General features: G+C 45.2%; 21 protein-coding genes. 7 read left to right on the top strand and 14 right to left on the bottom strand.

From position 1 onward, the window contains the following. Positions 1–14: 14 nt before the first annotated feature. Both QMF28_RS09810 and QMF28_RS09805 read right to left on the bottom strand, forming a co-directional pair. Positions 15–413: a GNAT family N-acetyltransferase gene (locus tag QMF28_RS09810; RefSeq protein ID WP_281742499.1), complete on the bottom strand. Its 399-nt coding sequence runs from the start codon at positions 411–413 to the stop codon at positions 15–17. Then, positions 410–856, bottom strand: coding sequence for an MOSC domain-containing protein (locus tag QMF28_RS09805; protein WP_281742498.1), 447 nt, complete (start codon positions 854–856; stop codon positions 410–412). Before QMF28_RS09805 ends, QMF28_RS09810 begins: the two co-directional genes overlap by 4 nt. A 155-nt stretch (positions 857–1011) precedes the next feature. On the opposite strand from QMF28_RS09805, the gene QMF28_RS09800 reads away from it, so the two are divergent. The 3 genes from QMF28_RS09800 to QMF28_RS09790 all read left to right on the top strand — a co-directional run bounded on the left by QMF28_RS09800 (position 1012) and on the right by QMF28_RS09790 (position 2714). Next, the gene (locus QMF28_RS09800; RefSeq protein WP_281742497.1) at positions 1012–1863 is read left to right on the top strand and encodes a DMT family transporter; all 852 of its coding nucleotides are present in this window, start codon (positions 1012–1014) and stop codon (positions 1861–1863) included. A 374-nt stretch (positions 1864–2237) separates the two neighbouring features. Then, on the top strand, positions 2238–2468 hold the full coding sequence (locus tag QMF28_RS09795) for a DUF2798 domain-containing protein (RefSeq protein ID WP_288051425.1): 231 nt from the start codon (positions 2238–2240) through the stop codon (positions 2466–2468). Next, positions 2469–2714 carry a hypothetical protein gene (locus tag QMF28_RS09790; RefSeq protein ID WP_281742496.1) on the top strand — a complete coding sequence of 82 codons (246 nt, stop codon included), beginning with the start codon at positions 2469–2471 and terminating at the stop codon, positions 2712–2714. Positions 2715–2736: 22 nt separating this feature from the next. On the opposite strand, the gene QMF28_RS09785 is transcribed toward QMF28_RS09790, so the two are convergent. Continuing rightward, positions 2737–4365: a peptide chain release factor 3 gene (locus tag QMF28_RS09785; protein WP_425594921.1), complete on the bottom strand. Its 1629-nt coding sequence runs from the start codon at positions 4363–4365 to the stop codon at positions 2737–2739. A 58-nt stretch (positions 4366–4423) separates the two neighbouring features. Further along, positions 4424–5161, bottom strand: a complete 738-nt coding sequence (locus tag QMF28_RS09780; protein ID WP_068319885.1) for a pseudouridine synthase — start codon at positions 5159–5161, stop codon at positions 4424–4426. A gap of 101 nt (positions 5162–5262) precedes the next feature. Here QMF28_RS09780 and QMF28_RS09775 point away from each other — a divergent pair, with 101 nt between their 5' ends. Further along, a complete protein-coding gene (locus QMF28_RS09775; protein ID WP_281742495.1) occupies positions 5263–6591 on the top strand; it encodes a dicarboxylate/amino acid:cation symporter in 1329 nt (442 codons plus the stop codon). Positions 6592–6593: 2 nt separating this feature from the next. Here the strand turns inward: QMF28_RS09775 and QMF28_RS09770 are convergent, their stop codons facing one another. The 4 genes from QMF28_RS09770 to can are packed head-to-tail and all read right to left on the bottom strand — an operon-like array spanning position 6594 to position 10368. Then, positions 6594–8012, bottom strand: coding sequence for a serine/threonine protein kinase (locus QMF28_RS09770; protein WP_281742494.1), 1419 nt, complete (start codon positions 8010–8012; stop codon positions 6594–6596). Between the two features lie 5 nt (positions 8013–8017). After that, on the bottom strand, positions 8018–8770 hold the full coding sequence (locus QMF28_RS09765; protein WP_068319878.1) for a metallophosphoesterase family protein: 753 nt from the start codon (positions 8768–8770) through the stop codon (positions 8018–8020). Positions 8771–8795: 25 nt separating this feature from the next. Then, on the bottom strand, positions 8796–9695 hold the full coding sequence (locus QMF28_RS09760; protein ID WP_281742493.1) for an LpxL/LpxP family acyltransferase: 900 nt from the start codon (positions 9693–9695) through the stop codon (positions 8796–8798). A 1-nt stretch (position 9696) separates the two neighbouring features. Continuing rightward, positions 9697–10368 (bottom strand): carbonate dehydratase, encoded by a 672-nt coding sequence (gene can / locus QMF28_RS09755; protein ID WP_281742492.1) that lies wholly within the window; start codon positions 10366–10368, stop codon positions 9697–9699. A gap of 22 nt (positions 10369–10390) precedes the next feature. On the opposite strand from can, the gene QMF28_RS09750 reads away from it, so the two are divergent. Continuing rightward, the gene (locus QMF28_RS09750; protein ID WP_281742491.1) at positions 10391–10687 is read left to right on the top strand and encodes a DUF167 domain-containing protein; all 297 of its coding nucleotides are present in this window, start codon (positions 10391–10393) and stop codon (positions 10685–10687) included. A gap of 3 nt (positions 10688–10690) precedes the next feature. Here the strand turns inward: QMF28_RS09750 and QMF28_RS09745 are convergent, their stop codons facing one another. Further along, positions 10691–11587, bottom strand: coding sequence for an aspartyl/asparaginyl beta-hydroxylase domain-containing protein (locus tag QMF28_RS09745; RefSeq protein WP_281743679.1), 897 nt, complete (start codon positions 11585–11587; stop codon positions 10691–10693). A 157-nt stretch (positions 11588–11744) separates the two neighbouring features. Between QMF28_RS09745 and QMF28_RS09740 the strand changes: the two genes are divergently transcribed. Together QMF28_RS09740 and QMF28_RS09735 are read left to right on the top strand one after the other, a co-directional pair. Then, complete coding sequence (locus QMF28_RS09740) at positions 11745–12110, top strand: hypothetical protein (RefSeq protein ID WP_068319864.1); 366 nt, start codon at positions 11745–11747, stop codon at positions 12108–12110. Between the two features lie 113 nt (positions 12111–12223). Next, positions 12224–12508: an HU family DNA-binding protein gene (locus QMF28_RS09735; RefSeq protein ID WP_068320646.1), complete on the top strand. Its 285-nt coding sequence runs from the start codon at positions 12224–12226 to the stop codon at positions 12506–12508. Positions 12509–12591: 83 nt separating this feature from the next. Here QMF28_RS09735 and rodA read toward each other — a convergent pair whose 3' ends face one another. Genes rodA through QMF28_RS09710 form a run of 5 tightly spaced genes read right to left on the bottom strand, consistent with a single transcriptional unit; the run spans position 12592 to position 18156 of the window. Continuing rightward, positions 12592–13743 carry a rod shape-determining protein RodA gene (gene rodA, locus QMF28_RS09730; RefSeq protein ID WP_281742490.1) on the bottom strand — a complete coding sequence of 384 codons (1152 nt, stop codon included), beginning with the start codon at positions 13741–13743 and terminating at the stop codon, positions 12592–12594. Then, entirely contained in the window at positions 13725–15632 is a 1908-nt protein-coding gene (gene mrdA, locus QMF28_RS09725) for a penicillin-binding protein 2 (RefSeq protein WP_345739968.1), read from the bottom strand. Before mrdA ends, rodA begins: the two co-directional genes overlap by 19 nt. Positions 15633–15640: 8 nt before the next feature. Beyond that, positions 15641–16165: a rod shape-determining protein MreD gene (gene mreD / locus QMF28_RS09720; protein WP_216213059.1), complete on the bottom strand. Its 525-nt coding sequence runs from the start codon at positions 16163–16165 to the stop codon at positions 15641–15643. Further along, a complete protein-coding gene (gene mreC / locus QMF28_RS09715; protein WP_082786340.1) occupies positions 16162–17088 on the bottom strand; it encodes a rod shape-determining protein MreC in 927 nt (308 codons plus the stop codon). Before mreC ends, mreD begins: the two co-directional genes overlap by 4 nt. A gap of 24 nt (positions 17089–17112) precedes the next feature. Continuing rightward, complete coding sequence (locus tag QMF28_RS09710; protein ID WP_068319852.1) at positions 17113–18156, bottom strand: rod shape-determining protein; 1044 nt, start codon at positions 18154–18156, stop codon at positions 17113–17115. Positions 18157–18192 lie beyond the last annotated feature (36 nt).

Here is an 18192-nt window from a genome sequence, read left to right as displayed (position 1 = left end):
GCAATGATAAAGACTTAATTATTTTTTAGAGTCCAGGCGCGCGGATTATGTTCAAAGCCAATGTGCTCGTAGTATTCGTTTGCCTTGGGCGCGGCTAACAGGACAATCATGCATTCAGGGCCAAGTCGAGATTTGGTTTCTTCAATCAGTCGCTGACCAATTCCTGAGCGTTGATATTTTTGATCGACCGCTAAGTCTGCAAGGTATGCCACATAAGCAAAGTCCGTTAAGGACCTAGAAATGCCAACTAAAGTTTCACCATCCCATGCTGTAATTGTAAGGTTGGCATTTTTGAGCATGGCCTCAAAGGTTTGTACATTGTGAATAGGGCGACGCTCTCCAAGAGTTGAGCGTTTGTAAAGATCTATCGCTTGCTCAGCAGTAATAGTGGCGTTGTCGCGGTATTCAATCATTTTTCTTTCTCTGTGGATAGCTGATCACCTATGGCTAGGACTCCAGAACTTAATACCTCAGCACGAATCCCTCCGCGTCCTTCAAATGCATCCATGAAGCTTGGTCTACTGAGTAGTTGAGCGGGTCTTTCGCACGGAGTGCAAAGTTCAGTACCCAGCATTTGAATGTCCCCTAACTGAAATCGCTTGCCTACCAGGCCATTGAGTTCGGCTGCAGTGATGCCCTCAAGTGCGATATTTCGGCGTGTCTCTGCAGCGTCAAAAGTGGGCTCATCACCAGCTTTTAGCCATTCATTAGCCGTTTCAATGCCTGATAGGCTAATTAAGCTGATGTGGCGTACCTTAGCAGGCTCCGTTGCAGAATATGCTCCAGTGCCCATGGCATAGCGGTCTCCCTCAATGCCTATACCAGCAATGAGTTTGGCGGAGATAGCAGATTGCATCTTTGCTCCAGCGGAGCTCACAAGATAAATAGCTTTTATATGGGCGTTGAATTTCATAGGGAGTTGTTGAATATTACAGCTCACCTGAGGTCGATTGTTAATACAATTCATTTAATACAAGAAAAAGGGTGATGGTGAACAAAGAAACCAAAGGAATGTTGATTGGCTTTATTGGCATTCTGATTTTTAGCTTAACGCTGCCAGTTAGCAAAATTGCTGTTTTAAGCTTCAACCCTTATTTCATTGCCTTTGGTAGAGCAAGTTTGGCAGGGCTTGTCGCGCTCGCCTATCTTTTCTATAAAAAAGAGGAAATACCTTCCAAGGTCGATTTTGTAAAGTTTGTTGTAATAGCTTTAGGTGTTGTATTTGGATTTCCTATTTTTACTACTGTTGCAATGACCCAAGGCTCCTCCTCTCATGGCGCTGTTATTTTAGGAATGATGCCGCTTGCTACAACGGTGATTGGGGTTCTGCGTTTTAAGGAGAGACCCTCATTAGGTTTTTGGCTGGTATCTCTGTTGGGGGCTGGCTTGGTTGTTTTATATGCCTTGCTCAAGAGTTCGGGAAGCTTTACCTATATTGATGGACTGTTAGTCTTGGGCGGCATCAGTGCATGCATTGGCTATGTAGAGGGCGGCGAGTTGTCAAGAAAGATGAACCCGCGCGCAGTAATTTCATGGGCATTGGTCATTTCATTGCCCGTAAATCTGGTGATGACTTGGCTGACATATAACCCAGAATATATATACGCAGGCACAGTGGCATGGACCAGCTTTGTTTATCTCAGCCTATTTCCCATGTTTCTTGGATTCTTCTTTTGGTATGAGGGCCTTGCAATTGGTGGCATTGCAAGAGTCAGCCAAGTGCAGCTAATTCAACCGTTTTGTACTTTAGTGGCAGCGAGTATTTTGCTTGGAGATTCGCTCACAGTCATGAACTTAATATTTGCAGTTTTGGTGGTCTCTACAGTCATACTGGGAAAGAGGATGTTAGTGAGAAGAGCGTAATAAATTTTGCGTTTAATTTTTACATGACGATCTAATTAAAAAGCCCCGATAAGCGGGGCTTTTTAATTACGCAACCACAACTTTATGTTTGCTAAGAGCTCGCAATATTTTGCTTTTCTCTTTTGGTTTTGTGCTTGCTTCTAATAACTTAGTAAGCTGTGCTGAGTTAAGGGGCCCTAAGCGCGCTTTACCAGTTTTGGTAAGCATAGAGTCGTTTTTTCTGGTTCTTTGATTTTGGCCTACAGCCATAAATTTCCTAGAGTAATGGAATGATGAATCTCAAGGCTTGCTTCAGAGATTCCCCTATCTAGGGCGCACAATAGTGATCACAATCCAGAATAACAGTTAACGCTTGCAGAAGCTATGATGTAAACATGATGAATTTACCCAGTTTAGTTTTTGCCCTTGTAATGGGCTTCTTAATGTCCCTGAGCATTACGCTTGCCACTACTTTTGTACGAGTTGGCCCAACGGAAAATTTTTTTTGGCTGTGGCTTGAGGTTTGGGTGGTGGCCTATCCAGTAGCGATTGTCTGCATTTTGATTTATAGACCAGCTGCCAGCAAAATTACTGGAAAGATTCTACAAAAGCTGAGCGAACTCTAAATGAACAAAATACTAAAAAATTTCATGCTTAGCGTAAGCTGCATATTGATATTGAGCGCTTGTGCTGCAGTGTATACCGATGCTTCTGACTCCAATCACGTTACTTTCTTAGATAGTAGCGGAGAATCGATTGAACAGTTAACAAAAAAAGCAAATGCGTATTGCGCCCAATACGGCAAGACGGCTTCATTCAGAAGCGGCGATACTCAGTTGGTTGCTGTGTTTGATTGCAAAGCGCCGCGTTAATTTATTGAAGCGGTTGATTGGTTTAGCCTGCTAAATCTGATTGATAAATTAGACCGGCATGCTCTCTCAGTGCGTGGAATTGAATTGATTCCCACCGTTGTTGAGCAACGTCTAATTCTGATTTATGCGATGCCAAGAAAACGGATGCGCCTACAACATCTTCGGCCATGCGATGAATGTTTTCTTGGGTAAATTTCTTTAGCGCAACAGGGTCGTCTGAGCTTACCCAGCGCGCCAGGCTGTAGCGAGCTGGCAATAGACGTACCTCTGCGCCATATTCGGTTTGGAGTCGGTGACTAACTACTTCAAACTGGAGCTGTCCAAATGCACCCAGTAGCATAGTGCCGCCAGCCATTGGCCTAAAGACTTGAATGGCACCTTCTTCACCTAATTGCATCAGTCCAGTTCGCAATTGTTTTGAACGCAGTGGATCTGCAGACTCAACCATGCGGAAAATTTCAGGCGCAAAAAATGGCAGACCAGTGAACTGGAGCTGTTCGCCCTCGGTTAATGTGTCGCCAAGGCGAAGTAAGCCATGATTGGGTAAGCCAATAATGTCTCCAGGAAAAGCTTCGTCCAAAATATCGCGTCGTTGTGACAAGAAGGAAAGCGCATTATTAGTGCGCACTTCTTTGCCATTACGACATATCTTGAGCTTCATGCCGCGCTGAAAATGACCAGAGCAGATTCTTAAAAACGCCACTCGGTCACGATGTGCCGGATCCATATTGGCCTGAATCTTAAAGACAACTGCGGAGAATTTGTTTTCTGCAGGACTCACTTCGCGTTGCAATGCTTTGCGTGAACCTGGCGAAGGCGCTAATTCAACTAATGTGTTCAGAATTTCCCGCACGCCGAAGTTATTGATTGCGGAACCAAAGAAGACTGGAGACTGACGCCCTGCCAAAAAGGCTTCTAAATCAAATGCAGGCATCGCTTCTTTAATAAGTTCAACTTCAGCCAAGGCATTCTCTAGGTCAGTACCTAGGTGCTCTTTAAGGGCCGGATCATTCACATCAACCACTGCATGGGAGTCTTCAGTGACGCGATCTTCGCCTGCTTTGAACATGCGCATCCGCATATTGGCAATATCGATCACACCAGCAAAAGATTTACCCATACCAACTGGCCAAGTAAATGGAACCACTTCAATGCCGAGAGCCGTTTCGATCTCGTCCATGAGTTCCATTGGCGGTTTTACCTCACGGTCCATCTTGTTGATGAAGGTGACAATAGGCGTATTGCGTGCGCGGCATACTTCCAGCAAGCGTAATGTTTGAGATTCAACGCCATTGGCAGCATCAATCACCATAAGAGCAGAGTCAACCGCAGTTAATACTCGGTAAGTGTCTTCTGAGAAATCTTGGTGACCCGGAGTGTCTAACAAGTTAATGATGCAATCGCGATATTCCATCTGCATCACAGAGCTTGCTACAGAAATGCCCCGTTGTTTTTCAATCTCCATCCAGTCGGAGGTTGCATGGCGACTTGCTTTACGTGCTTTAACACTGCCTGCAATTTGAATGGCGCCCGCATAGAGTAGCAATTTTTCAGTAAGCGTAGTTTTACCCGCATCTGGGTGCGAGATAATGGCAAAGCTGCGGCGTCTAAGTACTTCTGCGCCTGGCGTGCTGGGGATGGAAGTTTTGATGGTAATTCTGCGCTGATTAATCTATGAATGGACGCAATTATAAGCGTGCCAAGAAGACTCAAAACTGCTCATGTGGGCCAACATAGCGCCATTGACCAGGGGGCAGTGGCCCCAATGAGATGCGACCCATTCTGACACGCTTGAGGCCCAAGACCTTAAGGCCTACCATCTCACACATTCTGCGAATTTGGCGTTTACGACCTTCACGCAAAACAAAGCGAAGCTGATCTTCGTTTTGCCAACTCACTTGTGCCGGCTTTAGCTCTACGCCGTCTAGCGAGAGGCCATGTCTTAGGCGATCTAAGTCTTCGAAAGAAAGTAAGCCTTCAACGCGCACTAAATATTCTTTTTCGATCGGGCTATTTTCGCCGATCAATAATTTAGCAATACGGCCATCTTGAGTCAGAACCAGCATGCCAGTAGAGTCAATATCTAATCTTCCGGCGGGCGCTAGCCCCTTTGTATTGAAGCGCGGACTTCTACCCTTGTCTAGCGGACTAGCAAAGTAATTTTCGGGGGTGATTAAAGAGGCTGCGGGTTGATATTCTTGTTCATCGTCGTAATGAGAGATATATCCAACAGGCTTATTTAAAATCACGGTGATGCGAGAAGCTTGTTGTGCCTTGGCACCAGATTGCAACTCAATTTTTTGATGACGGAAAGCGCGAACTCCTAATTCATTAACCACTTCCCCATCTACCGTTACTAGACCTTGTTCAATATATGAGTCTGCTTCACGGCGTGAGCATAGACCTAGCTCAGAGAGTAATTTTGAGACGCGAACTTTTTCTTCCATCCCCGCATTATCCGGCATGAAGGTCATTTTCTAACCTGGAGTTAACATGGTACAAGCCGAGATGAAAAATGCCTGCCAATAACTAAGTAAAGGATATCGAAATGACCGTTTCATTAAAAAAGCCACCTTTTTATAAAATCCTTTATTTTCAAGTACTTGCAGCAGTTGTTATTGGTGTTTTGTTGGGCCATTTTTATCCAAGTTTGGGTACGGAAATGAAGCCATTTGGAGATGCCTTCATTAAAGGCATCAAGATGTTAATTGCCCCGATTATTTTCTGTACGGTAGTAGTTGGTATCGCCGGCATGGAAGATATGAAAAAGGTTGGCAAAACGGGCGGACTGGCCCTTTTGTATTTTGAGATCGTGAGTAGCATTGCTTTAGTGGTTGGGTTGGTCGTGGTTAACTTGCTCCAACCAGGTGCTGGCATGAATGTCGACCCAGCAAGCTTGGATACCAAAGGAATTGCTGCATACACCGGCCCTGGAAAGATGGGTACCACCACCGATTTCTTGATGAACATCATTCCGAATAGTGCTGTAGATGCATTTGCTAAGGGTGAAATTTTGCAGGTCCTTTTCCTTGCAGTATTGTTTGGATTTGCATTGCATAAGTTCGGTGGTCGCGGCACGATGGTGTTTGACTTAATTGAAAAAACATCACACGTTCTTTTTGACATGATTGGCGTCATCATGAAATTTGCGCCTATTGGCGCTTTTGGCGCAATGTCGTTCACTATTGGCAAATACGGCATAGGCTCATTATTTTCATTGGGCAAATTAATGGGCACGTTTTATTTAACCTGCTTTCTTTTTGTATTTATTGTCTTGGGACTCATTGCGCGATTCAATGGATTCAATATTTTTAAATTCGTTCGATATATCAAAGAAGAGTTGTTGATTGTTCTGGGCACTTCATCGTCTGAATCAGTCTTGCCGCGCATGATGGAAAAAATGGAACTTTTAGGCGCCAAGAAAACCTGTGTTGGCCTCGTCATTCCAACGGGTTATTCATTTAATCTAGATGGCACCTCTATTTACCTAACTATGGCCGCTGTATTTATTGCGCAAGCAACCAATACGCCGATGACGCTCATGCAGGAGATCACACTATTATTAGTGCTTTTGCTGACATCCAAAGGGGCTGCAGGCGTAACTGGAAGTGGATTTATTGTTTTGGCTGCAACACTTTCTGCTGTCGGAGATGTGCCGGTTGCTGGGTTAGCGATTATTTTGGGCATTGATCGCTTTATGTCTGAAGCACGAGCATTGACTAATTTGGTTGGTAACGGCGTAGCCACTATTGTGGTGGCTAGGTGGACCGGCGAGCTAGACCAAAAGCAATTAACTAGCGTGCTAAATCGCGATAACTGGATTGAGGCGCAAGAGCCTGAGCTTATCTTGGATCAAAAGCAAGACAAAATGCGCTGAACTTAAGTTCTGACAATATGAACGCTGCAGGGAGCCTCTTCGACAATCTTAGTCATCGAGGTTCTCCAGGGCGTTACCTTGTTGGGTAGCTTATGTGATGCGCCAATCAGAATAAGCGATGCATCATTATCTTTAGCAAACTCAACAATCCGTGAGGCGGGATCAAGAGCTTCTAGCACGTGATAAGAGATTCTCTCTGGTGGCAGCTTCAGTGGTTTGGCCCAATCCATGAGTTGCACTAAATGGCCGCGCACAATTCCGCTGGCGGTTTCATTTTCTTGGTTGCCCTCGAACGTTGGAGTGCTGCTAATGGTGCTCAAGCAAACTAATCGACTTTCAGGATAAGCGTGCAGTAAGTTTTTAGCGGTAATTTGCATGCGCTCTCTTAAGTCTTCATCAGATTGGCGTGTATCTATTGCAGCAATCATCAGAGGCGCATCAAAGTTACCCATGCTGGGACGCGGACTGGGAGAGGGTTCGTAGCCGGCGGCCTTGAACATGCCCTTGAGGTTTTGCCAAAAACTAGGCGGCTCAACACGGTCTGCCCGTTCGGTAAGTGTTACGCCCTCAGGATCACGCAACACTTGTCGTAAGCGAGTAGCGCTCTGGTAGCGATCGGCTGCGCGAGGCTCTAGACATCTCAACACCACCTCTTGAAGCCAGCGCGGAATCTCTCTGCGAATTGCCCGTGGTGGAAACGGCTCAGCCCACATTCGTCTACGAAGGCCGCTCATCGATTGTGGATTGCCAAATGGCAGTTCGCCAGTCAGCAATTCATACATGATTGCGCCGATAGAAAAAATATCGCTACGCGAATCTGAGCGAATTCCAGCTACTTGCTCCGGAGAGATATAAGGTGCGGATCCAACGCCTTTACGCATTTCTTCTGCAAGCAAATCTGGATAGCGAGCATGATGCGATAAGCCAAAATCTATGAGGGTTAGTTTGCCCTTGTCATCAACCAAAATATTTTCAGGCTTGATGTCTAGATGTATTGCATCTTGAGAGTGTAGTGATTGAACTGCTTGTGCAAGATCCGCTCCGATGCGAACAACTTCATCGATCGTAAAAACTTTACCTTCTTTGATGTAGTCCTCGAGGGGTCGCCCTTCAACCCTCTCCATTGCGATATACGGGCGTGTGGCCATGTTGCCGGAACCCAAATATTTAGGAACGTAGGGGCTTTTAAGAGAGCGCAAGATGGTCAATTCAGTTTCAAACCCGATCAAGCTCTCAACCGGCTGGTCTCTACCAACGCGTGGAATCTTTAGCAGAATGGGGACATCAACACCTTCTTTAGTTGCTGAAAAGAGGCTAGCCATTCCGCCGCGATGAACCTCTTTGCCCAAAGTAAATCCATCAACTACTTTGCCTTCTTGAAATATATCGTCTACTGCTTCAATGTCAGTGTTAATTGCCATTAGACTTACTTGCCTGTAATGAGGCGATTAGCCAAATCTTCCGGCAGTCCAGCGCGACGCACTTTTTCGGCAGCAGTAAAGTGATCGTAAGGGGTGCGATGAAAGGTGAGCATTTCAGATTCGGGTTCAAAAACTGCGAAGCATGCCTCTGGATTGCCATCTCTGGGTTGACCAAGTGAGCCCACAACTCCAACCCACTGGCGATGATGTAGTACTGGAATTTCATCGCCAGGATGCGGCGCAAAACGTATGAGTTTGCCAACGGCACTTTGATAAAACAAAGCTTGTTCGTGTGCATGACCAACAAAGGTGTAATTTTTCCCTGAGTTTTGTACGCAGCGCCAAGCGCTCATACTATCGGTAATGTAATTCCAGTCAGCTGGATTATGTGCGGAGGCGTGGACAAAACAAATCTGATCTTCTTGAACCATGAGTGGAAGATTTTTAAGGAACTCTACATGGCCAGAATTAAGTTGAGACTTAGTCCATTCAATAGCAGCATTTGCGTTGGAGTTCATTTGACTGCGGCTGTCCTTAAATACAGCTTCATCATGATTGCCGAGAATGGCAATCGCTTTTTTGTTCTCTACGAGATCGGCAATGCGATCAACGAGCGCTACAGGGTCGGCGTTATAGCCCACTAGGTCACCCAAAAAAACCATCCGGGTTACTCCAAGCTCTTCGGCGCGTGCCATACAAGCATCAAAAGCCTCTAAATTACTGTGGAGGTCGGCAAATAGCCCAATACGTTCAGTCATCCCTTAATGATAGGACAAAAGGCCTCTAGATAGAAGGGTTATAGGGGTTTGGGCTGTTGTCGGGACGGTTTTTGAAGCGCTTGTGAACCCAATAGTATTCCGCCGGGCGCAGTCGAATTTCATCTTCAAAGTATTGGTTAAGACGTGCGGTGTCTGATTTTGGATCTTCCCCGGGAAAATTCTCTAATGGTTTTCCAATTTCACATAGATATCCAGATTCATCTGCTTTCAAGGTTGTTGTCATTAGACACACGTCGGCGCCAGTAATTTTGGCTAAGCGAGAAATCGTAGTGATCGTATTTGTTTGAATTCCGAAAAATGGTACGAACTCAGAATCTTTGAGGCCTAAATCAATATCCGGCGCAATGATGATGAAGTCACCGTTACGAATTTCTCGAATGATGGCTTTAACATTTCCCTGCCGATCAATAGAGTTGCCGCCAAAACGATTACGCCATTCCACAATTTTTTTATTAAAAAATGGATTCTTCATTCTTTGAAAAAATCCGGAAGTACGTGGCCAGTGCTTTTCTTTGCTCAGCGCACTCAAAATAATGCTACCTTCAATTCCGGTGAAGTGCATATTCACTAAGATGCGAGGTTTTTTACTAGAAAGATCTACTGCTGACTTCACTTCGATCATATTGCTCAATTGTTTTGAGCTACCGCACCAAATAATGCTTTTTTCAACCAGGCTACGGCCGAGTAAAAGCCAATGTTGTTTGCTTAAGCTATCAATTTCAGCTGAGCTTAATTGGGGAAAGCATAGTCGCAGATTGGTTTTTACAACCCGATTTCTATCGCCGGGAATGCGAGCAGCTATAAAGCCAAGCCCATAACCAATGGCAACTAATGATCTATAAGGTAGCAGCGCAAGAAGCTTGAGTAGTGCAACGACTACATGGTTAGAAAAAGATTTGAGCAAATTAATTTTGCGCTAGTTCGTAACGCTTAACTGACTTCACATAGCGCTCAGTCATTTCTTCGATGGAACTACTTGACATTCCTAAATCATTAACAAGGCCGGTCTCAAGTCGATAAGCCCAGCCGTGAACCGTTAGATCTTGTCCGCGTGCCCATGCATCTTGCACGATGGTAGTTTCACAAACGTTCACTACTTGCTCAATGACGTTGAGCTCGCATAATCGATCTTGACGTTTTGGAGTTGGGATCATGTCACCCAGATAACGCTCGTGTTTTTGATGCACATCTTTAACGTGCCGTAACCAGTTATCAGCAAGACCTACTCGCTTATCAGTTAATGCTGCATGCACACCAGAACAGCCGTAATGACCCACCACCAGAATATGTTTCACCTTAAGTAGGTCGATAGCAAACTGAATAACGGATAAACAATTCAAATCAGTGTGGACAACGACGTTTGCAACATTTCGATGAACAAATAATTCACCGGGCAATAAATTGACAATGTCATTTGCTGGCACTCGACTATCAGAACAGCCGATCCAAAGATACTCCGGAGCTTGTTGAGAAACTAAGCGCTTAAAGAAGTTAGCATCCTTGGCCACCATGCTTTCGGCCCAGGCGCGATTGTTTGAAAATAGTTGCTCTAAAGCTTGGGAATTCTTCATCGTCATAGTTTCAGTTTAAAGTACTTTGATGACACCTATTTGGTTAAAACAAACCCCCACTGGAATCATCCTAAATTTGCACTGCCAGCCAGGCGCAAAACAAACCAAGGTGGTTGGCTTGCATGATGGCTGTTTAAAAATTTCTCTACAGGCGCCCGCCCTTGAAAACAAGGCAAATGAACTTTTATTGGCCTGGCTTTCTAAGCAATTAAGAGTGCCTCAGAAGCAAATTCAATTTGTTTCTGGTCAAAATAGCCGTAAGAAAAGAGTGGAAATTTGGGGGCCCATTAGCCCAGAGCAAATTGCTCAGATGTTGAGTCCCTGAGGCCTACCAAAAAATAGCCCACAAAATTCCCAGAATGAGAACCCACTTGCCTACGTAATAAACGGTGCGATGTTTTGCTTTTAGTTTTTTGGCTTGCGCGCGAAGTTGGTAAAAATAGGTAAATAGAACATTTACAAACCCAACTTTTTCACCTTCTACGTTTTGAGAGGAGGCTGCACTCATAACGTATCGCCCAAACCAGCGATTGAATAATTCAACAGCTTTGGTGTAAACAGGTCGCTCAACATCGCAAAACAAAATAATCCTCTGCTGATCGGTTTCATTGGCGGCAAAGTGAATGTAGGTTTCATCAAACATCACCGCTTCACCATCTTTCCAGTAATAGCGCTCGCCATCGACATCAATAAAGCACTTGGGGTTGTTCGGTGTAGATAAGCCAATGTGATAGCGCAAGGAGCCTGCGTAGGGGTCTCGGTGCCGCACCAAAGTTGCTCCGGGTGGTAGCGACGCGAACATGGCCGCTTTGACGGAAGGGATTGATTTAAGTAGGGCGACCGTTTTCGGGCATTTAGCTTGGGCTGACGGCACCTCTTTTCCGTACCAGCAAAGGTGAAAACGCTTCCAGCCGGTGCGAAAGAATGAATTAAAGCCAATGTCGTTATAGCCAGTAGCCGCTGCAATAGACCCACCCTCTTGTAGAGAAAGTGCCTCCTGGCGAATGGTTTCCCAGTTTTCTTGAATGGGCTTCATCTCGGGAAATTGACTAACTGGAATAAAGGCGCTGGCCTTCACTTTTGAAAAGAGATACAGCAGGGTATTTACTGGCGCTAGAAGCACCTGGTAGTCCGTAAGGGACCTTACTACGCCAAAACGCACCTTTCCCCTGAAATAGACGTAAATAGCTGACGCTACAAAAATAAAAAAGATGATGTGGCGGATTTCCATATTTTTTGTCTATTTAAGGTAGTTATGGATATTTTAATTTGGATGCTGGACTCAAATAGAGTATTTCTCGCAACTAGATGCTCATATACTTCCTATAGAAGATATAAGTACCCGCTTAGGGTTTGTGTGGTGATTTACCAAGGAAATTCTGATGAATAGCTTTATAAAATGGCTCTTAAGCCTTGTTTTAATTGGGTTAGTGGGCATTTCAGTCTATACGTGGGCAATGCTCAATTGGAGCTACGGAAGTGGCGAGCGTGCCGGATATGTGCAGAAATTCTCTAATCGCGGCTATGTATGCAAAACCTGGGAGGGTGAATTGGCCATGGTTTCCATGCCGGGGACTATGTCAGAAAAATTCCTCTTTACGGTGCGTGAAGATGCTGTGGCGCAAAAAATAAATGCTAATTTAGGAAAAAAGGTTGCCCTAAAGTATGAGCAACACATCGGATTGCCGACAACCTGTTTTGGCGACACGGAGTATTTTGTTTCTGATATCGTAGTTTTGGATGAGTAGTTTGTAGTCGTGTTAAAAAATTGCTGTAGCGCAACTTTATTTTTGTAATTTTTTGTGGTTAAAATCATGTAGGCGTAATGTGCGCTGACATCAATATCTATAAGGAGCTTCACTTGAACAAAGCCGAACTAATCGCAGCGATTGCTGACGACGCGGAGATTTCTAAAGCCAAAGCTGAATTCGCATTGAATTCTGCTATCGAGACAATCATCAAAGCTGTTACTAAAGGTGACTCAGTACAACTGATCGGCTTTGGTACTTTTGCTTCAGGCAAACGTGCTGCACGTATGGGTCGCAACCCAAAAACTGGCGAGCCACTCAAAATCGCCGCTGCAAAAACAGTTAAGTTTTCTGCTGGTAAAGCATTTAAAGATTCTGTTAACAAGCGTAAGAAGTAATTCTTCCTTTGTTGATAAAAAAGCCCGGCATGCCGGGCTTTTTTATTTCCTCAAGAATTGCGGACTGCTAAAACAATTTGTATTTAGCTTTGCACTAAGCGGCGATGACGATGAATGCTCATCAATATGCCCGCACCAAATCCCAGGGTAACTAGCGCAGTACCACCGTAGCTAATAAATGGTAACGGCACCCCAACAACGGGCAATAGACCGCTCACCATGCCGATATTCACAAAAGCATAAGTAAAGAAAATCAAGGTTACTGCCGCACCCAAAAGTCTTGTAAATAAATTAGGCGCGCTTGCGGAGATGGCGAGCCCTCTTTTAATCAGGGCGAAGAAAAGTGCAAGCAATACTAAGTTACCTAATAGACCAAACTCCTCGGAGAAAACGGCAAACACAAAGTCAGTATGTTTTTCTGGGATGAATTCCAAATGTGCCTGAGTTCCCTGAAACCAACCCTTACCAAAGAATCCACCTGAGCCAATCGCAATCATAGATTGAATAGTGTGAAAGCCTTTGCCCAATGGATCACTAGTTGGATCTAGCAAAGTGCAAACACGATGCTTTTGATAATTATGTACAAGCGGCCAAACTACATCATGTGCGCAGATAGTGCTACCGAAAATAATAATTAGCAGAATACCAATAACGCCTAGAGCAACAAAGGGCAAAATCCATTTCCATGGCAGGCCCGCCAAAATAATGACGTAAAGTCCCGCAGCAAAAACTAAGAGAGCAGTTCCTAAATCGGGCTGACGGGCAATTAAAAAAACCGGGATGGCCAAAATAATCGCGGCAACCGCATAGTCCCAATTTTTTTGAATGCCCTCGCGCCTTTGAAAATACCAAGCAAGCATCAGTGGCATTGCAATTTTCATAATTTCAGATGGCTGAATCACTACTCCAATATTGAGCCAGCGACGCGCACCTTTTTTGATTAATCCAAATGCAGCCACTGCAATTAAAAGAGCAACACCAAACCCATAAATCCAAACTGCACCCATCTCTAACCATTTTGGCGGTATGCGTGAAACGAACCACATCACCACAAATGAGAGCGCAAGATTACGCAACTCTTCTGCAATTTGTACGGGAGTGTTTTGACTTGCTGATAAAAAAGTAAAAAAGCCAACAGCCGCTAAGCCAAGCAGAATAAGGCCTAGCTGGCGGTCTAATCCAGCAAAGATGCTAAAGAAAAAACCTTTAACTTTAATTAAGGGGCTCTTTTCCATTCAGGAATCTCCTTAGGCCACTTGCCCTCAATGTAGTAGTCCAATGCTTTACGTGCAATTGGCGCTGCATACTGTGCGCCGAAGCCAGCGTTCTCTACAACCATGGCAATCACAATGGTTGGTTTATCTACCGGAGCAAATGCAATATATAGAGCATGGTCGCGTAAGAATTCTGCAGTAGCACTATGTTTATATTCCTTGGAATTCAAGCTAAAGACTTGTGCAGTTCCTGTTTTGCCGCCAACTTGATAGCCGGTGCCTTTAAACGCAGCAGCAGACGTGCCTGAAATGTTTACCTCAAGCATCGCTTTCTTGATGACTTCAATATTTTCTGCATTGAGATCGATGCGATAACTTTCTTTGGGTGTTGTGAGCACTCTGTTTCGTGTGAATGGATCTTCAATTGCTTTCACTAAGTGCGGTTTCATCACAATGCCGTTATTAGCCACGTTCGCCATGGCATGAGCCAATTGCAAAATAGTAAAAGCGTTATAGCCCTGACCAATGCCAAGAGAAATGGTCTCACCTTCGTACCATTTTTGCTGTTCTGGTTTTTTGAAAGTATTTTTCTTCCACTCGGTAGATGGTAGAACGCCTCTTGCTTCACCTTGTAAATCAATGCCAGTAATTTGACCAAAGCCAAGCGGCTTCATAAAGTCATGCATCATGTTGACGCCCATATCACGTGCAAGTAAGTAGTAATAGGTATCGCAAGATTCAACAATTGACTTTTGCATATCCACAATGCCATGACCACCTTTTTTGTCGTCGCGGAAAGTGTGATTGCCAAACTCAAAGTATCCAGGATCGGAGATGGATTGCGATGGCGTACGCTTTTTATATTCCAAGGCGGCTAGCGCCATGAAAGGCTTATAAGTTGATCCTGGTGGATAGATGCCTTTTAGCGGACGGTTATAGAGGGGCTTCTGTGGTGAGTCGTTCAACTCTTTCCAGGTGACCGAATCAATGCCCTCAACAAAATCATTTGGATTGAAGTTGGGCTTAGAAACAAATGCTAAGACATCTCCAGTCTCAGGTTCAATCGCGACAAACGCGCCACGGAAATTTCCGTAAAGCTGCTCAACCAAATATTGCAGCTTGATATCAACTGAGAGAACCACATTCTTTCCGGGAACTGAGGGCGAACTAGAAAGTGTGCGTACGGGTTTTCCGCCGGCAGTAATTTCTACTTGGTCGTATCCAGGCACTCCACGCAAAACAGTTTCGTAGCTTTGCTCTAAACCAATCTTTCCAACGTACTGAATGCCTGGCAAGAAAGATGCCTGTAAAGCATCTGGATCGTCAGCCTTGGCGCCCTCGATTTCGGCCTGCATGCGCTCCTTGTCTTTTTGAGAGACGCGGCCAATATAGCCAATCAAATGGGAGGCCAATTCGTTGTATGGGTACTCCCGGAAGCTCCTGGCCCGGATTTCTACTCCAGGAAAACGGTAGCGATTTGCCATAAAACGGGCAGTTTCGGTCTCGTTGAGCATAGAACGCAGGGGAAAAGTGCCCATATTCCGTGAATCTTCGAGGGATCGCTTGAAATTACGCCTATCTCTGGGTGAAATATCAATAATTTCGGAAAGATCACTAATCAGTTGGTCTACGTTGCCTTTTACCTCTTCAGCATTCACATCCAGAGTGAGGGCGGAATAATTCCTGCCGATCACAATGCCATTGCGATCAATTAAAAGACCTCGGTTTGCAGGAGCAGGAACAAGAGCAATGCGATTACTCTCCGCTAGTAGCGCATATTTTCCGTGACTGACTAGTTGCAGCCATACAAGGCGAGTAACAAGCAATAAAAAACAAACGGTGACGAACAAGGTCGCAATGTGAATGCGCTCTTGAAATGAGTCTAGGTCAGGCTTTTTAAAAGAAACCATCTTGTTTCTTACAGAGGTCGATTGTGATCAACATCTATGGGACGACGCTGTGGCGCAAGTAGGATGCGCGTCGCTATTGGCCAGAGCATTGCCTCTATCAGCGCTTGAATAGCGCCTGTGAGAGCCCACCAATAAAGTTCGCCGCTTAGCAACCAATGCGCGAGAACGGGAAATAGTGAGACCAATAAGAAAATCGGGAGTAGATGCAGAGCTTGTGAAAGCACGGTGAGAGCCACGATGCGCCTGTGCCAGGAGATGGCAACGTAAGCAACAAGCGAGTAACTAAAGGCGTGTAAGCCTAGTAGATCGGAGTTGTGAACATCCATCATGAGGCCCAGAATGAAGGCGGTGATCACGCTCACATAACGGTGCTGATGAATATTCCAAAACACGATGCACAGAATTAACCAATCTGGCACCCAACCATAATTACCAATCGGCAGCAGATTTAATAGCAGCGCACAAAATAAGCTGAAGTAAATAAAGACCGGATTTACCGGGCGCAGAATATAGCCGCTTTGGAAATCAATCATTGCATTCCCCGCGCACGAGTTTGTCGACGTCCCGGTGTATTGGTTACACCAGTGGCTGACTTGTTATTTGTTGGAGCTTTAGCATCAAATTGTGGATCATATAAAAGTGCGAGCGCTTGACGATAGCGATTGACTGCTGCTACTGGTACACAAAAAACGTTAGATGAATTCTTGTCAACATTGCGCTCAATTTTGCTAATGACAGCCACCGCAAAACCTGGGGGGTAAACGCCGTCAATTCCAGAGGTCAGCAAAATATCGCCGACTTCTAAATCACTGGCTACAGGTAAATATCGAAGTTCTAAGGGATTGCCACGCCCAGTGCCAAAGACCGCTGCACGCAGGCCATTACGTGCCACCTGTACTGGAACCGCAAAATCGCGGTCTTCTAACAGGGAAACCTCTGCAGAGCGCTCATAGAGGCGGACTACCTGGCCCAAAATGCCAGAATCATTGGCGATGGGGTTGCCAAGCTTCAAGCCATCATTGCTGCCGCGATTGATCACAATGCGCTGAGAAATCGGGTTAGGAGGATTAAATAGAATTTCGACCGGCAATGTTTTGAATGGAACCTGTTTTTGCAAAGCCATCAGCTCGCGCAGGTTTTGGTTTTCCACCATCAAAAATTCAGATTGATTTGCCAGCAGAGAAAGTTCTGCTTGGCGCACTTTCATGACTTGATTTTCTTGATCAAGAGTTGATCTTGTTGTGAAATATTCTGATGTTGCTTCGAGCGCATTGCGCGGCATCATCATCACATATTCAAGTGGACGCAAAATCCAATTGACGTTGTTGCGGATGGGATCGAGTGCTTTGAAACGAAAATCGATCAGCATCAGAGCGATGCTGATCGACAGACAGACAATCAGTTTAAGTAAGGCCGGAATGCCCTGTCTGAAAAGTGGTGGAGCGCTATGTTGCAATTCCCTGATCGACGTGTATGTCGCTTACTCGTGCGAGAACACTCCGCCTAACTTATCCATGCGCTCAAGTGCGATACCGCAACCACGAGCCACGCAAGTTAAAGGATCTTCTGCAACATGAATTGGCAAGCCAGTCTCTTCAAGCAAGAGGCGATCAAGGTCACGCAATAAAGCGCCGCCGCCTGTGAGCATCATGCCGCGCTCAGCAATATCGGACGCCAACTCAGGTGGAATCTGCTCGAGAGCGGCTTTTACCGCAGTCACGATTTGATTCAATGGATCAGTTAATGCTTCCAAAATTTCATTGCTGGTAACGGTGAAGCTACGTGGAATACCTTCGGAAAGATTGCGACCCTTTACTTCCATCTCGCGTACTTCAGCGCCAGGGAAAGCAGAACCAATTGTCTTCTTAATTAACTCAGCAGTTTGTTCGCCGATCAACATGCCGTAGTTACGACGGATGTAATTTGTAATGGCTTCATCAAACTTGTCGCCACCAACACGAACGGAGCCTTTGTAAACCATGCCGCCCAATGACATTACGCCAACTTCAGTTGTACCGCCACCGATGTCGACAACCATTGAACCAGCAGCTTCAGAAACAGGTAAGCCAGAACCAATTGCAGCAGCCATCGGCTCTTCAATTAAAAATACCTGTGATGCGCCAGCGCCTAATGCAGATTCACGAATCGCACGACGTTCAACTTGAGTAGATCCACAAGGAACGCAAATGATGATGCGTGGGCTTGGCTTTAATAATTTGCTCTCGTGCACAAGCTTGATAAATTGCTTGAGCATTTGTTCAGTAATTGTGAAGTCAGCGATAACGCCGTCTTTCATTGGGCGAATTGCCTCAATATTCCCTGGAACACGTCCCAACATCGCTTTTGCCTCTTTGCCGACGGCCAAAATGGTCTTTTTGCCGTTTGGACCACCTTCTTGGCGAATTGCCACAACAGAAGGTTCATCGAGGACAATACCCCGCTCACGCATATAAATTAAGGTGTTGGCGGTTCCTAGGTCGATGGCTAGGTCATTGGAAAAGTAGCTGCGGAAAAAACCAAACATGATGTAGTGGGAAAATAGAAAGTGTTAATGAAAATA

It is taken from the genome of Polynucleobacter yangtzensis, assembly GCF_027924165.1.
Classification (GTDB): Bacteria; Pseudomonadota; Gammaproteobacteria; order Burkholderiales; family Burkholderiaceae; genus Polynucleobacter; species Polynucleobacter yangtzensis.
The sequence above is the reverse complement of the archived record's forward strand: the minus strand, read 5'-3'. Positions and strand labels throughout refer to the sequence as shown.